The sequence below is a fragment of the Thiocapsa rosea genome, from assembly GCF_003634315.1.
Classification (GTDB): Bacteria; Pseudomonadota; Gammaproteobacteria; order Chromatiales; family Chromatiaceae; genus Thiocapsa; species Thiocapsa rosea.
Genome location: NZ_RBXL01000001.1, coordinates 2,016,426 through 2,031,916 on the forward strand (window position 1 = coordinate 2,016,426; position 15,491 = coordinate 2,031,916).

General features: G+C 62.7%; 6 protein-coding genes. All 6 read right to left on the reverse strand.

The genetic code is table 11. The features are described from left to right. Positions 1 to 86: 86 nt before the first annotated feature. Positions 87 to 938: a sulfotransferase domain-containing protein gene (locus tag BDD21_RS09100; protein ID WP_147431024.1), complete on the reverse strand. Its 852-nt coding sequence runs from the start codon at positions 936 to 938 to the stop codon at positions 87 to 89. 455 nt (positions 939 to 1,393) lie between these two features. Continuing rightward, positions 1,394 to 6,364 carry a glycosyltransferase gene (locus BDD21_RS09105; RefSeq protein WP_120796902.1) on the reverse strand — a complete coding sequence of 1,657 codons (4,971 nt, stop codon included), beginning with the start codon at positions 6,362 to 6,364 and terminating at the stop codon, positions 1,394 to 1,396. A 120-nt stretch (positions 6,365 to 6,484) separates the two neighbouring features. Beyond that, positions 6,485 to 7,504 carry a glycosyltransferase family 2 protein gene (locus BDD21_RS09110; protein ID WP_120796903.1) on the reverse strand — a complete coding sequence of 340 codons (1,020 nt, stop codon included), beginning with the start codon at positions 7,502 to 7,504 and terminating at the stop codon, positions 6,485 to 6,487. After that, positions 7,501 to 9,516 carry a glycosyltransferase gene (locus BDD21_RS09115; protein ID WP_147431025.1) on the reverse strand — a complete coding sequence of 672 codons (2,016 nt, stop codon included), beginning with the start codon at positions 9,514 to 9,516 and terminating at the stop codon, positions 7,501 to 7,503. The genes BDD21_RS09110 and BDD21_RS09115 overlap by 4 nt, the downstream gene beginning before the upstream one ends. A 579-nt stretch (positions 9,517 to 10,095) precedes the next feature. After that, positions 10,096 to 12,390: a hypothetical protein gene (locus BDD21_RS09120; protein WP_120796905.1), complete on the reverse strand. Its 2,295-nt coding sequence runs from the start codon at positions 12,388 to 12,390 to the stop codon at positions 10,096 to 10,098. Positions 12,391 to 13,010: 620 nt separating this feature from the next. Continuing rightward, complete coding sequence (locus BDD21_RS09125; protein ID WP_245969488.1) at positions 13,011 to 15,455, reverse strand: pre-peptidase C-terminal domain-containing protein; 2,445 nt, start codon at positions 15,453 to 15,455, stop codon at positions 13,011 to 13,013. Positions 15,456 to 15,491: the final 36 nt, after the last annotated feature.

Sequence of the window (15,491 nt, forward strand, 5' to 3'; positions counted from 1 at the left end):
AGCATCTCGCTCCGGACGCGGTTTAGCATCGAGATATGTGCTTCTAAATTGCGCTGACCTTGCTACGCGGGATCTGGCTGAAACCCCTACTCCCTCGGCTTCCAAATGGATAGGTCACGGTCGAGCAGAATTTCCAGCCGCTCGATATCGCCTCGGAAGATCTCCCAAAGTGCCTGACGGTCCTCCCGCGTGACCACACCGCCCGGCGTACCGATATGTATCGGTGTATCCGCTCCGATTGGGGAAAACGTGGCATCGACGCCGAGAAATTGGTATGCCGCTCGCATTGCGCCGGCAGGGTCTGCCAAGTCTTCCTCCATGACCTGAATCAAAAAATTCGCGCGGTCAAAGTTCTTCATCCATGCGCGCAGGTGCTCGTAGTAAAATCCGATGTGCACGATGCCATGTTCGCCGGCGACGTCCATGATTCGCGCCTCCTTGGCGACGGTGCCATGCAGTTGGTGGTGATGGAACGCTGAAACCGCGCGGTCCACCGGATTGCGCAGCACCGCGAGCAGCTTGACATCAGGACCCAATAGGTCGCGCACTACCGCTGGTGTATCCCAGCGATGCCCCTGCTGGCGGACCCAGAGCCACTCAGGATGGCTGTCCGCGACCCACAGGTATGCCGGCGTCGCCTCTCCGATCGCCTTCTCCCCCGCCACTGCCGAGAAATACACATCGCTGTACTGGCCAAGCGACATCGACCTCAGAGGACCCTTCCAACCCTCCCAGCGATGGAGCGGATAATAGCAAAAGTAATTAAGCTCCTTTCGGTCCGGCATGAAGATGTCCGGATGTTGTTGCAACAAGGACCAGAGCCAAGTGGTCGCTGACTTCTGCGCCCCGATCACTAGGAAGTTGGGCAGGCGAGACCGCTGCTGAACCGAGCATTGGCTCGCTCCGTCGGTGTCTTGGGGCATCGGTTGTTGAGTCATCAGCACCTCACGATAAATTTCAGAGTTTCTTGGGAAATCTCCAGGTCCGCGCTGGCGTCGTCCACAGAGTCCGATCCCCTGGGAGGATACCGATAGCCGGACTGGTGCATTCGCCGACCAAGCGATTACTAACGCTAAAGTTTGTAGAGCCAGTCAGGGAGTCACAGTAGTCTTTCTATAACAGCAGGCCCCGATTATTGTATGTATGCCGACCTTGGTTTGCATAAGTGCAGCCATATCCGCGATCGCAATGGCCGGTCGTCAAGGCCGTTCTATATGATCACGACCGCAGCGGACGACCCCTTGCCGCTCCTGCACAAGACAGCGGCCAAACCAGCGGCAAAACCCCGGCCATCGGGGGGGGCGGCTAGCGTGCATCGAACAGCGAGCCCCATCGCCCGCGCCGCTGCACCGGGCTGCTTGCACGTTTGAATGCACCACAAGCACCCGGCACTTCAGGGTTGGTTGCCCGCGAACAGCCGAAGCCACTCCCGCGCCGTCCGCGAGCAATCGAAGGCGCGAGCGGTATCGACACCGGCCGACGACAGACGTAGACGCAAGGCACGATCGTTAATCAACTCGCTGACGGCATCGGCAACCGCGTCGGCACTGTGCGGCACGATCAACGCGTTGACCTGGTGCTCGGCATACTCGGAGACGCCGCCGCTATCCGTGAGCACGCAGCTACAACCCAACGCCATTGCCTCGAGCGGGCAAAGCCCGAAGCCCTGGAAGTCCGACGTATCGATGAAGATGTCCGCCTCGGCGTAGATTTTCCGAAGGCGGGTTGAGTCCAGGGTCCCGAGATCCTCGAACGCGAACGGAATTCGCCGCTCGGCCAGCGCCGTCGAGCCAAACAGTTGGATTCTGAGATCCGGGTGCCGGGACTTCAGGATCGCGAGGGAGTCGACCAGGAGATCAAAGCCCCTGCGGGGGGTTTCGGGCCGGGCCATCGCCACGACGACAGGCAGGCGGTCGCTCACGCCCGGTCGGTCCGTCGGCGGGTAGATTGAATGATCGATTCCGACCGGGATGCGGTGCAGCAGGCCGCCCTTCAATGTTGCCGCCGCGGGCAGTTGATCGGCGATCCAGCGGGATGTGACGACCTTGGTCAAGCGGGTGCCGTAAGTCGCCTCTGCGGCTCGCCGCAGGGCGCGTTCGGACAGATCGTCTCGATAGAAGAGCGTCTCGTAGTCTTGAATAAAGTAGTAACCACAAGCCCCCGGAACGCGTTCGACAAGGTCTTCCACCATCTCGACCGTCGACCAGATCGTCGCGACGATGTGGGCTCCGATCGGCAATTCGCGTGCGACGGTTTCGCTGTCGGAGTACGGCTTTGGATCGAAGAGCACCCGTAATCCGCGGGCTGGTGCGCCATCATAGTGCAACACGTAAACGCGTACGTCGAGTCCGGCCAGGATCAACTGGTTCGCCCAGTTGACGAGGACGATCACGCCGCCGTACAAGTGCAACGTGGACACGACGATACAGACGGTCGGCTGCCCGATAATGACCGGGTGGTGTCGCTCCAGGGCCGTTGCCCAGGGTTGCATCGTATGACGAAACGCGAGAAGACGATGCCGCAGATCCTCTCGATCGTCGCGCTCGGCGAGCTCGGCGACGGCGTCGATCGCACGCGGCGGCAGAGACGGTCCGTTGGAGACCGTGAAGGCATAACGTCCGAGCAGGATGCCGAGCCGCATGCCGCGCTTGCCTAGGGCGATGAAGAAGCGTACCAGCGACTGATCCGTTTTGTCTTCTGCGAAACCGGGAAAGGGCACGGCGTCCAGTGCCTGCTTGGACAGGAAGAACACATCCAAATCAAGCATCGGGGCTGCCGCGGCCAGGCGCTCGCCATTGGTTTGGAAGAGCTTGGTATCGGTGACTAGCGCGCTTCCGCCGGACGACAAGGGGACGGCAAACCCGCTCAGTCGATTGGTCACGGGGCTCGCGGCGGCGTAACCGCTTGTCGCCATGCAGATAGTCAGGAGGGCGTCCACGACGCTCGGCACGACGATGGTTCCTTGCCGGATGATGCAGACATGGGCAGATCCGATGTCGTCCAGCACGGATTTTATCGCGGCGTAGAAACCGCGCCCGTCTTCGAAGTGATGCACGCGGCCCGAGAACTGGGCGTCGTACTGGAAGCGATTCTCACCCGGCGCCCAGTCGGCTGCCAGATGCAAAACGCGCGTCGGTGCAAGCGGAGCGGACGCGAGTGCTTCCAACGTCAACCGGAGATCAGGTCCCGGGTGATCCGAGTACAGGATGATGTGAGCTTCGATCTGCTCGGCAGGTATCGGGCCGGACACCTGTGGGGTCGGACTGTATTCCGCGCACGCGATGCTCTGTGGCAGATCGACTGCCCGGCGATGCTGCCAGCTTCGAAAACTTCTTAGAGATTGCCCGATACGGCCGCGAACACGGTCCATTGCGCTCGTGTCCTTGACGAGCGAGACGAGCGAATGGAAATGCTCGATGCCGTGTTTTTTCTCCAGGGCATGGAACCCGCGCTCGGACAGCTCTTGGCGTCGTTCGTGCCCGAAACTTCTGGATTCGGCGTGGAAGACGTACACATCGTCCGCGATTCTGAGCTCGAATCCCGCCTCCGCGGCGCGAATACAGTAGTCGTTCTCCTCTCCGTATCCTACCGGAAAGCGATCCTCATCCATGAGGCCAATGCTATCGATGACTTCGCGCTTGATCATGAAGCAGAAGCCGTTGATGAAGGGTGTCGATGGATAGTCGTGGGCAGAGGCATGGGCGACGACCAATGCCATATCATCCGGAGTCATGCCGGACGGCAGTGCATTGTTCGCGAAGTGATGCGTCGCGTCGTAGAGATCCGGAACGTTTTGCCAAGTGGCCGCGTTGGAGAGCGGGCCGACGATGCCGACGTTCCGACCGGATGCCATGCATTTCAGCAGGCCGGACATCCATCCGCGGGTCACGATGGTGTCGCTGTTCAGCGAGATGACGAAGGGTGCCGTGCTGACGGCGATTCCGTCGTTGACTGACTTGGTGAAGCCGGCGTTGACGCTGTGCTCGATTAGGTCGATGGAGTCATGGCTGTGCGCGACCTCGCGCAGCCAAGCGGCGGTGTCTTCTCCGGAACAGTCGTTGACCAGAATGAGGCGCGCCAGTGTCCCGTCGTCGTTCTTGATGACGGAGTCGACACAACGCTTGAGGTCTTCAAGTGCATTGAAGACAGGGATGATGACGTCGACCTGACGCCGACCGCCTGTTGCCAGCTGCGAGTCCGCGAGGAGTGCGTCGAACCGGGAGGGTTGGCTTGGACGCGGAAGACTCGGAGGTCGGTCCTTCCAGGTCTTGTATTGGTCCAAGACCTCGCGCATGTGGTCGACGACGAGCCGGCGTCGGCCGCGCAACAGGATTCGGTCGAGCGCACCGATGAGTGAATTCCCGACCTGCCATCGCTTGGAGGCCAGCATGGCGCGAAGATCTTGATCGATTCCGTTGAACCAGGCATCGAGCTGCCGTAGATCCTGATGTTCGTCGCCAACCGGCACCCAGCTTGCGGCTTGGTCGAGCATCGACCGAAGATGCTCGGACGCCAGCGGTACCTTACGGCGCCCGATTCCGATCTCGATGGTTCGGACGAGCGCGTTTCCGATCGTCCAGCGTTTCGATTTCAGCACTGCGCGAATGTCGGCATCCAAGAGCCCGATCCACTCGCGAAGGCAGGCCACATCCGGGCTGTCGAATTGAGCACCGGGCCGGGACGCGGCTGTTTGCGCATCGTCCCAATCCCTCAGTGCCTTTAAGGTGTCTGCGATCTCGTCCATCACGAGCCGCGGTTTGCCGCGCAGGAGCAGCACCTCGACCGCGCGGACGAGACGATTGCCGATCTTCCACCGGGCGGAGCTCTTGACCGCCGTGTAATCGCGGCCGAGCTGATCGCAGACGTCGCGATAGTGATGTAAGCGCTCGGTCTGGTCGGCGAAGTCCTGCTCGCGGCGTTGCAGCTGGTCGGTGCGCTCGGCGAGCGCTTGCTCGGCGGCGCGCAGGTGCTCGGTCTGGTCGGCGAAGTCCTGCTCGCGGCGTTGCAGCTGGTCGGTGCGCTCCGCGAGCGCCTGTTCGGTGGCGCGCAGGTGCTCGCGCTGGTCGGCGAAGTCCTGCTCGCGGCGTTGCAGCTGGTCGGTGCGCTCCGCGAGCGCCTGTTCGGTGGCGCGCAGGTGCTCGGACTGTTCGGCGAAGTCCTGCTCGCGCCGGTGCAGCTGGTCGGTGCGCTCCGCGAGCGCCTGTTCGGTGGCGCGCAGGTGCTCGGACTGTTCGGCGAAGTCCTGCTCGCGCCGGTGCAGCTGGTCGGTGCGCTCCGCGAGCGCCTGTTCGGTGGCGCGCAGGTGCTCGGACTGTTCGGCGAAATCCTGCTCGCGCCGGTGCAGCTGGTCGGTGCGCTCCGCGAGCGCCTGTTCGGTGGCGCGCAGGTGCTCGGACTGTTCGGCGAAGTCCTGCTCGCGCCGGTGCAGCTGGTCGGTGCGCTCCGCGAGCGCCTGTTCGGCGGCGTGCAGGTGCTCGGTCTGGTCGACAAGCTCATGCCGGAGCTCTTGCTTGGACGCGATCTCCTCGCCGAGCGAGCGCTCCAGCTCGATATGGTGCTCGTATGCATGCAGATTGACCTGGCCGCCATCGGACATCGTCAATTCGCCGCGATTTGCCAAGAGACGCGGGAAGTCGTTCTCGATGGCATCCGCCAGTGCCTTCTGGTGAACACTGATGTATTTCGCTTCGAGATCGGCCCCGCCGGTCTGGCGAAACAGCTTGGGATCCACGAAGGCGAGAATCTCCCGTTCGCTTGGAAGGCGCAGGCCCTGGACACCGACACTTTCCAGTTGCTCGAAGAGCGTCCGAGTCGTCCAGACCGGATCTCGCATCACGTCCCGATGCATGACGCTGACGGTCGGCAGGTCCGATGCTGCACGAAGCGCATCCAACGTGTACCGCTCCCATAGCGCCAATCCAAACGCAATCGGGAACCCGTTGCGGCGATTTAAGGACTGTGCGACCTGGATCGGGTGACGATGGACGTAGACGCATACGGGCACTTCGAGGAGGTCGCGCCATAGGGGAGCGAGGAGGGAGAGTCGGGGCTCCTTGACCACCCAGGGACGGTGGGCGTCCAGCTCCAAGATCAGCGCTTGTGCCTGTCGCCTGAAGGCTTCCCGGGCATCCTCCGGGATCTTATCGAGCGCGAAGTCGGCGACGCGATCCCAGTCTGCCCCGCCGGCCCGCAGCAGCGACTCGTCAAGCTCCAGGACATCCCGGCGCTCCCAGAAACCTTTGGGATTCTCATCGTTTGCGCCGAGCGAGACGCCCTCCGGGCCGAAGTAGGCGCCCATCATATTGAGGAGGCGAGTCACCACGGAGGTTCCCGAGCGGTGCATGCCGAGCACAAGCAATTGCATAGTCCGACCTTGGAGGCGATGGCGTGTCTTCAGAGGGCCGGTAGTTTAGCACCTCGGCCCTTGGGCGGGTCGTCTATCCAGCGCCCGATGGGTGTATGGTCCGGGCCGCGGCGGACGGATTCAGGGCTTCGCCGGCCGAATATCCCGACGATGCAGGGACCGAAGGGTTTGTTTGACATAGGCTCCGTCGTAGAAACGGCGCGACACAATGCATTTCCAATTCCAGGGTTTCGCATTCGGTTGCGCACGCATGCGGGCACGTTGTCGAAGAACCCGTTCGAGGCCGAGTCCAAAATCCCTGTACACACGCCAGACCAGTCTTGGTTTTGCCTTGATAAGATACTTGAGCACGACGGCAGTTTGCATCGTGAAGATGGATAGGGCATGACGGAGGAAGAACTCGGCCGGTAGATTCTTCGCCATCGTGAAAAGCGAGTTGCGCAAGCCGTAATAGGCAACCAGCTCGTTGTATCCGCCGCCGGACGAGGCGCTCCCGCGATGCCGCACGACCGCGTCCTCGGCAAATGCGCATGAGTAGCCCAGTGCACGGGCCCGCAGGGCTAAGTCAGTATCCTCTGCGTAGCAGAAGAAATCAGGGTCTAGGCAGTAGCCGGAGACCGCCGTGACCTTCTTGAGGAGTCGTGTGCTATATAAGGCGGCACCTCCGCATGGACCCAGCAGAGGCTCGGAAGCATCCTTCCTGTTGGATGCAATACCGGACTTGTAGAGCACGATACCCAGGCTATCGACGCGATCCGGAGCGTGAAAGTCCATCATTCGGGCAGCGACCATCTCGATCCCCTGCGCCGGATCCAAGCGTTGCTCCATTCGCGAGAGCCAAGCGTCCTCGATGACGGCATCGTTGTTGAGGAGTGCAACGGCGTCGAACCTTGGATCCGCAAGCAACGGATCCAGTGCCTGGTTCACTGCGCCGGTGAATCCCCTGTTGTCGTCGTTCACGATCAGGGTTACGTTGTCGTGTGCCCCTGCGAATCGGCCGAGGGCCTTGCGCGATCCGGCATCGGCCGCGTTGTCGACGAGGAACAGATGAAAGGGCGCTCCGGCGTTTCCGTAAAGCGATGCAAGACACTCCAGTGTCAGGTCGGCTCGGCGGAAGTTGATGACGATGACGCCGATCATGCCTGCCCCTGGATGTTCATCAGGCCGTGAAAGTACTCCAGCGTTTCCAGTGCTTCTCGCCGATGGCAGAATCTCTGTGCGGTCTCCCTGCCGGCCCGGGTCATGTCGGCTCTTCGATCGGGATCATTCAGCAACGCGAGGATGGCCTCGGTCAATCGCGTCGGCTCGCGCGGCGGGGCCAACAGGGCATTCTCGCCGTGGCGCGCATATTCGTTCACGCCGCCCACGTCGGTCAGCACGCATGCGGCGCCGCAGGCCATGGCTTCCAGGCCGCAACGACCGAAGCCTTGAAAATCGGAGCCGTCCAGGAAGACATCCGAGGACGAATAAAGCCGGGCCAGACGATCCTGATCGGCAATGACGCCCTCGTCTTTGTATTCAAACGGAACGGCGTAGCGCCGCAGGGTGCTGTCGCCGAACAGCCGAATCTCGACGTCGGGGCGCGAAGCCTTCACCTGCCGAAGTGCCTCGATCGTTGCCTCGAAACCGCGATGCGGCGTCAGCGGGCGCGCCATGGCCGAGACGGTCGGAGGTCCGGGTACCGTGTCGCGCGGATAGAAGCGCCGCAAGTCCATTCCGAGCGAGATCTTGTGCGTTTCGTACCCGCGTGCGGCCATCATCTGCGCCAACCAGTCGGACATGACGATCCGCTGCCGCAACATCCCGAAGGTCGCCTCGACCTCTGCGCGCTTGCTCTGCCGGGTCGCCGGGAAAAACCAAGGCTCGTAGTCCTGAAGAAAATAGACCGCGACCTGTGCTCGTCCGGCATCCAGAACGGCCTTCGCCCAAGGCGCGGTCGTCCAGAGGGTCGCGACCACGACATCCGTCGGCGGGAACTGCTCGATCATCTCGCGTGCGTCGCGATAGACGATCGGCCGCGTGTAAAGTTGACTCCAGTCGTGCACAAGCGGGTCTTCGAACAGGGTGGCGATGCGTGCCTCGACACCCTGGAGAATCAGCGCGTTGACGAGTTGGATGACCGACAACACGCCACCGGCGACCAGCAAGCGGTCCAGGATGTAGGTCACCCGAAGGCGCCCGGGGCGCGTTACCCTACCTATCGCGTCGGCCTCGGGGACAGGGATGCGCGCCCGAGGCAGGGCCAACAGACCCCGCACCGCCGCACGTGCTGCGGCGACGGGCTGACGGCTGCGGACTGCGCTCAGCACGGCACGGCCTGTTTGCCAGATGACGGGTTTGATCACTGCGCGCGTTCGATGCGGGATCAGCGAACGCACCTGTCGGAGCGGATCGGCAGTCCGAAACGCCGCAAACTGTCGGCGATACTCACGAGACCAGCGTGCGTCGAAGATGCGCCGATTCGCCAGGTAACGCGCTTCGCGTCCGCGACCGAAGGTGCCCGAGCCCCGGTGGTAGACATAAACGTTCTCAGCGACCACGGTACGATATCCGCGTGTAGTCAATCGCATGCAAAGATCCGATTCCTCGCAATAGCCGCGTCCGTATACGGGGTCAAGAAAGCCTTCCTTCTTCAAGACGCTGCGACGCAACAACATGCAGAAGCCCTCGCCCGTGACCACGTCCGCACAACGGGGCGCGCCCTCGCTCAGGAGTGCGTCCATCCCGAGGAAGTTGGCACCCGGAAACATCGGCAAGGCGAGGTGTGCAGCGTGATTGGTAAGGGGGTTGACCGAGGCGATTCGTTCGTCTGCGGCGGCGCACGCGAGAAGGCGCTCCAGCCATCCCGGAGTGACGACGACGTCACTGTTCAACAAGAGAAGGTAAGGCGCGTCGCCGGCCTCGTAACCCCGGATGCAGGACTGGACGAAGCCGAGGTTCTCGGGGTTGCGAATCAGGCTCACGGGGTCGTGCTGCCGTGCGACCTGCTCGAGAAATGCCGACGTGAAGGTGTCGCTGGCGTCGTCGACAATGATCAGGCGGTAGGCGACTTCTGCTGTGAAGTCGATGACTGAAGCGATGCACTCCGCGGCATAGGTGAGCCCGTTGTACACGGGCATGACGATGTCGCAGGTCGTTTTCGGTGGGGACATGTTGATCGGAGCGAAATCTGCTTGGTTTGGAAAGCCGCAGTCCGGCTGGTCCAGGACGCGAGGGATCAAAGGCGCAATCGGCAACGGATTCAAAATGGTCTACGACGTCGCTAGGTCGCACGCGGGTGAGTACCGTTTCACGTGTAGGCGGCATGCACTCGTCGGCCGGCTTCGAGATACCGGCGACAGCAGTGCTGACTTGATCCCTATGAGGCGATTTTCGGGAATAAGGAACAATTCAAAAACAACCTAAAACACGTAGGATGGGTAGAGCGAAGCGAAACCCATCCAGCCCGCGCCAAGGCATCGGATCGAACCCGGCAGCGCGGTGTTTTGGAGGATGGGTTTCGCCGACGCTCTACCCATCCTACGCGTTCAACAACGTGTTCACCTTGTTTCTGAATCGTCACTAAGCATCTCGACTGTGCATGCATGCCTGCAAGTCTTTAGGGGCGAATAATTCGACGTAGGGGCGAATTAATTCGCCCCTACAGCCTCGTGGGAAGGCTGGGGTGAGGTTGCGAACCCCATCACGCGCCACTGGCGGGGATGCCGGTATTCGTGCCTCTCCCCGCCGGCCTACCTCTTTACGTTGTTCTTCAATCCTTCCCCGAAGTCTTGTATCCGCCGTGTCAAGCCGCTCGCGACCTCATGGACGAAGACGGCGGCCTCGTCGTCGGGCTCGCCTTCGGCCTCGTCGTCGGGCTCGCCTTCGGCCAGGTTTCCGGCATCGGAGAAGAAGACCACCCAATCGCCGTCGGCACTCAGGCGTGCGCGGTGACTTGCTCCGTCGGCGGCCTCGCCGAAGCTGCTCGTGCTGACCCGCAGGGTGTGACTGAGCGCCGGTTCGTGCACAAATACGTCGGCGACTCCGTTCGTGTCCTCTGCGACGAGATTGCTCGCCTCGGAGACAAACACGATCCGCATGCCGGCCCCATCGAGATGCGGTCCGAAGCTCGCGCCGTTGCCTGCACGACCTTCCGAGTCGCGGCTGATCAAGGCGAGGGTCTCGAGGAGCGGGTCATAGCCGTACACATCGGTTACCCCGTTTCTGTCCTCCGCCACCAACGCCGAGTCGGTCGCGAAGACGATCCAGCCCTCGTCCGCGCCGGAGTGCGCGTCCCATACCTCCGCCTGTGCCTCGGTCAAGAGCGCCTGCAGCGCGGTCGGCAGCTCGGATCGTTCAAGGCCGCGCGAGGGCGACAGGGTCGCATCCTTCGTCAGGGAGTCCGCTATCTCAAGCAGGGCCGGCACGGTGCCGCTGCTCGCGGTGCCTGTGGGTTGCCAGATTCCGCTCAACGGCGTCCAAGTCGAGGGTGCCGGGCCGAAGCGGAATTGCACGTCCGCGGCGCCGCCGGAGAAACCGTTGCGCAGGTAGTAGGTTCCCGTGCTTGGGTCGTAGAGGCCAACGCTGCTGCGCCCGTCGCCGTCCCAATCTCCGCTCAAGGGCATCCAGTTGCGCCCCGCGGGACCGAAGCGGAAGCTCATGTCGGCCGCGCCGCCGCCGAGACTGTTGTGCAGATGGAAGCTCCCCGTCGCCGGGTCATAGAGGCCGACGGTCGTGCGCCCGTTGCCGTTCCAATCCCCGGTCAAGGGGATCCAGTTGCGTCCCGCCGGACCGAACCGGAAGCTTGCATCCGCGGCCCCGCCAGCGAGCGCGTTGCGCAGCATGAAGCTCCCCGTAGTCGCATCGTAGAGTCCGATGGTGCTGCGTCCGTTGCCGTTCCAGTCCCCGCTCAGTGGACTTAGATTACGCCCGGTCGGACCGAACCGGAAGCTCGCATCGGAGGCTCCGCTGCCGTGACTGTCGCGCAGGTCAAACCACCCGAATGTCGTGTGATAGAGGCCAACCGTGCTTTGCCCGTTCCCGTTCCAATCCCCGGAAATGGGTCTCGACGCCGACCCGGTTAGGCCGAATCGGAAGAACATGTCGGCGGCTCCGCCGCCGTGCCGATTGCGCAGGTAGAAGATTCCCGACTGCGGATTATGCAGCCCGACGCCGTCGAACGGCGCTCCGGACAGCAGCGTCACGGCCGAAATTCGGTTGGCGGATGGTTCCGACACAAAGAGGCGCTTGCCGACCCGGTCATAAGCGAGTCCCGTCGGTGATTCCAAACCCGTCGCGACCACGACCGATTGACCAAGCGGCGTGATCTTCGTTATCCGACCTGTCCCGCCGTCCGCCACATAGAGATTGTTCAGTTCATCCTCGGCAAGGCCATTGGGTTGAACGAAACCGGAAAGGATGGTGGAGCAGGAACCATTCGAAGGGTTGATGTTGAAGACAGAATTCCCGGAGGTTCCGGCGATGCCGGCGACGCCGGGGCGATATTCGAGAAAGCGGAAACTACTGCAGGTGACTGCGTGGTCATAATCAGTAAGCGTGTTCGGTCGGAAGTTGTTGATCGTCAGTTTGCCGAGATACGGACGCCTGAATCCGCTATGGTTGCCGAAAAATAGCCGACTTGAGCCGGTGCCCGGTGATTCGACCGTGATGCCTGTGCCCATAGCGTTCGTGCTATAAACCCAACCATAAGTTGCTGATACCCCGCCACCCGCGGCGAGCCGAAAGATATCGTCGCTCGCCGCCATCGGTGCATAAAGATTCCCCGCTGCGTCAAAGACAATGTCCATATCCGGATTGAATGCCTCCGTCACCGTTGCCACTGTGCCCGCCGTTCCGTTTGCTTGGATCGGGATCGACCAGACCTTCCCGCTCGCCCCGCTGTTGACATAGAGCTCCCGATTCCAGGGATGCACGGCAATGCCGGTCGGCGTTGCCAGCCCGTCTTGGAAGGTTGTGACTCCGGCGGAGATGGGGTGTGCCGTGCAGAGCAGGAGGGCGGTTGTCCAACCGAAAAGCCATCGCGTCATAACGATCTTCCATTTAGCTATGTGAGGAGGTCGAATCGGATCACACAGGGTATGCGTCGCTCCGAGTCGAGCAGTCGATCCATTCCAGTCTGTCGAGAGCTTCAAGCGTTTCAGCGGTGGCAGGCGTGGAGGGTCGGCGTCTTGCTGCGTCGATGTCGCAATCGGAGGCACCCTCACTCCTCCGCCCTCGGCGCCCAACAGGGTTGGCCGAAACGCCCGGCAGCGTTGGGCTGCCGCTGATGATCAAACGGCCGGCGCTCGAAACCGTGAGGCACGGCGAGTACTGATCTCGGCCGCGGCTCACGTCGATCCGATCCAGCGCACTGGACCGAAGCAGGGTGGATAGCGCGACGATGTCGTCGTCCCGCCAAGGCGCCCGCGGGATCAGAAGATAAAAACAGGCCTTGCCGCGAGCACTCTATGTGAAATCCCGAGGCATGCACCATGATCTCGGTCAATCACCGATCGTGCTCGCCTTCAACCAGAACGACTATTGTTTGAGCGAATCCTGGTTGCTGCGCGCTCGTAGGACGTTTGATCCGCGGCGCGGCGCCCAAGAGTGGCGCGCGTGGCGCTGCCTCATGCGCGCCGATGTAGGCGCGCATGAGTGTCATTGCCGGTCAACGCAGAGTCGGTGCCAACGGGTTGGCCAGAACATGCGCGTCCGCGCCCGCTGCAGTTGCGTCGAGCAGGGCCGCTGCATCCCAAAGCCGCAAGGTCCGCCCGTCGGGAGAGAAGTCCAGGCGAGGGCTCAACCCATCCCAAGTCCTCGGCCAGGCCAGCCGTGCACGCGCGGAACCGTCAAACGTCTCGACCCAGATCGCCGTCGGGGCGGCATCAAGTGCCGGCCGCGCCAGATAGGCCAGAAAACGGCCGTCGTCACTGAGCGCGGGGTCGCTCTGCACTGCCTCCGGCGTCGCCGCCACGACCCGGGTCTCCCCATGCTCGGCGGCATAGACATGGATGCGAGAGGCGTTGTCGCCTTCCGTGCGCGTGTAGGCGATGCGCAGCGGCGGATGCGCCAACGTCGGCTGTGTCGCCGCCATGGTGCTCTCGTGCCCGGATTCATCAAGACTCACCCGGTCCGTTAGACCGCTCTCCAGCTTGTGCACGAACACGTCGGTCACCCCGTTGGCATCCCCCTCCACCAGTGTATCGGCCGCCGAGGCGTAGACCACCCAGGCTCCATCCGCGCTCAGCCGGGCTGTCTGGCTCGTCGCGTGCGCCGCCTCGCCGAAGCTGCTCTCGCTGACCCGCAGGGTCAAGCCGCTCTCCAGCTCATGCACGAACACGTCGACCACGCCATTGGTATCGCCCGCCACGAGGTTTGTGGCTGCAGACAAGAACACCACCCTCGTGCCGGCCCCGTCCAGATGCGGGCTGTGGCTCGGTCCGTCGGCGCTCTTTCCGTCGGCGCCCCAACTGAGCAGACTGAGCCGATCTGTTCGCGGCGCGTAGGCATAGACGTCCATCACTCCGTTGACGTCCTCGCTCAGCAGCGTGGCCGCAGTGGCGAAGACGACGGTCACGCCGTCGGTGTCGGTGTACACATCTCGGATCGTCGCCTCCGCTGCGAGCAGCCGACTCCTTAGGCCAGCAGGAAGCTGCGACGCTTTGGTGACCCGAGCGGGCATGACGCTTACCCACTCTTCTGTGACGCCGGCGCCCACGGCCACATCCATGTCGGTCCAGGTGGGCACCGCGCCGATCGTCGTCCGCGTCCAACGCCCGCTCAGCGGCATCCAGCTCGAAGGTGCCGGACCAAAGCGGAAGGTCACGTCCGCTGCGCCGCCGGATAGGCCGTTGCGCAGATGGAAGCTGCCGGTTGCCGGGTCATATAGGCCAATCGTGTGGCGTCCGTTGCCATTCCAGTCTCCGGCCAACGGGACCCATGCGCGTCCAGCAGGGCCAAAGCGGAAGCTCGCGTCCGCGGCGCCGCCCCCGTGGCTGTTGCGCAAATAGAAGGCGCCGGTCGCGGGGTCATAAAGTCCAACAGTGCTTATCCCGTCGCCGCTCCAATCTCCGGCCAAGGGCAGCCAGTTGCGCCCCGCCGGGCCGAACCGGAAGCTGTGATGCGCGGTGCCTCCACTCAAGCTGTTGCGTAGGTAGAAGCCTCCGGTCGCGGGATCGTACAAACCCACCGTGTCGCTCCCGTTGCCGTCCCAGTCACCGCTCAGCGCACGCCAATTGCGCCCGCCCGGGCCAAAACCGAAGCTGACGTCCGCCGCGCCGCCGCCGTGACTGTTGCGCAGGTAGAAGCGTCCTGCGCCCGGATCGTAGAGCCCTACCGTACTCTGTCCGTTGCTGTTCCAATCCCCGCTCAAGGCTCGCCACCCTCGACCGGCCGGGCCGAAACCGAAGCTCACATCGGCACTGCCGGCGCTGTTGCTGTTGCGCAGGAAGAAGGCACCTACAGCCGGGTTATAGAGCCCGGGGCCCGAGCCGTTGCTGGCTGTGCCCGCGAAGTTTGCTTGTAGGCTTGCGCCCGAGTAAGCACTATAACCCTGCAACAGGATGTGGAAGCGACCGCCCACAGGGCTGGGGATTTGACAGGTCTCCGCGTTTCCGGTCGCCCATGAGCGACAATCAAACGTCGAGGTTGTCGGTGCAGTGCCTCGCCGAACATAGAGATCCATGTCGCCGGTACCGCCCCAGGTCCGCACGCTAAGGCTGTTTTGAGCGCTCGGTACATCGATGCAGTAGAGTCGTTCAGACCCGCTCGCCCCGCTCAATGCCGAGACCACTTGTCCGTTGCCGATGACCTGACAGCCGGATGTCCCGGCCCAAGTGTAATTTTGCCCGCTTTGGGTTGCCGTCACGTTCGTGTAACTGCGGCTCGCAGGACTGAAGGTACCGCCGCTTGTTGTGGCGGGCGTACAGGTACCGCTCCAGCCTTGAGTGACCGAGATACTGTAATCGCCCGAGGAATTTGTCGTGCCGGTTCCGCCGCTGTTGTTACAGCTCACCGTGACACCGGCCAAGCCCGCACCCGTATCCGAACGCGTCACACGACCGGACAAGGTTGGATTGGTGCCGCCGACCGGGACAAGGCTGAAATTTGCCATCCCGAAACCAAGATCATTCTGGTGTCCGCTATAGGC

Excerpts from the sequence above, each read along its gene's own strand:
- BDD21_RS09120 (WP_120796905.1), bottom strand. The coding sequence starts at position 12,390 with ATGACGCGATGGCTTTTCGGTTGGACAACCGCCCTCCTGCTCTGCACG.
- BDD21_RS09110 (WP_120796903.1), bottom strand. The coding sequence starts at position 7,504 with ATGATCGGCGTCATCGTCATCAACTTCCGCCGAGCCGACCTGACACTG.
- BDD21_RS09125 (WP_245969488.1), bottom strand. The coding sequence starts at position 15,455 with ATGGCAAATTTCAGCCTTGTCCCGGTCGGCGGCACCAATCCAACCTTG.
- BDD21_RS09115 (WP_147431025.1), bottom strand. The coding sequence starts at position 9,516 with ATGTCCCCACCGAAAACGACCTGCGACATCGTCATGCCCGTGTACAAC.
- BDD21_RS09100 (WP_147431024.1), bottom strand. The coding sequence starts at position 938 with ATGACTCAACAACCGATGCCCCAAGACACCGACGGAGCGAGCCAATGC.
- BDD21_RS09105 (WP_120796902.1), bottom strand. The coding sequence starts at position 6,364 with ATGCAATTGCTTGTGCTCGGCATGCACCGCTCGGGAACCTCCGTGGTG.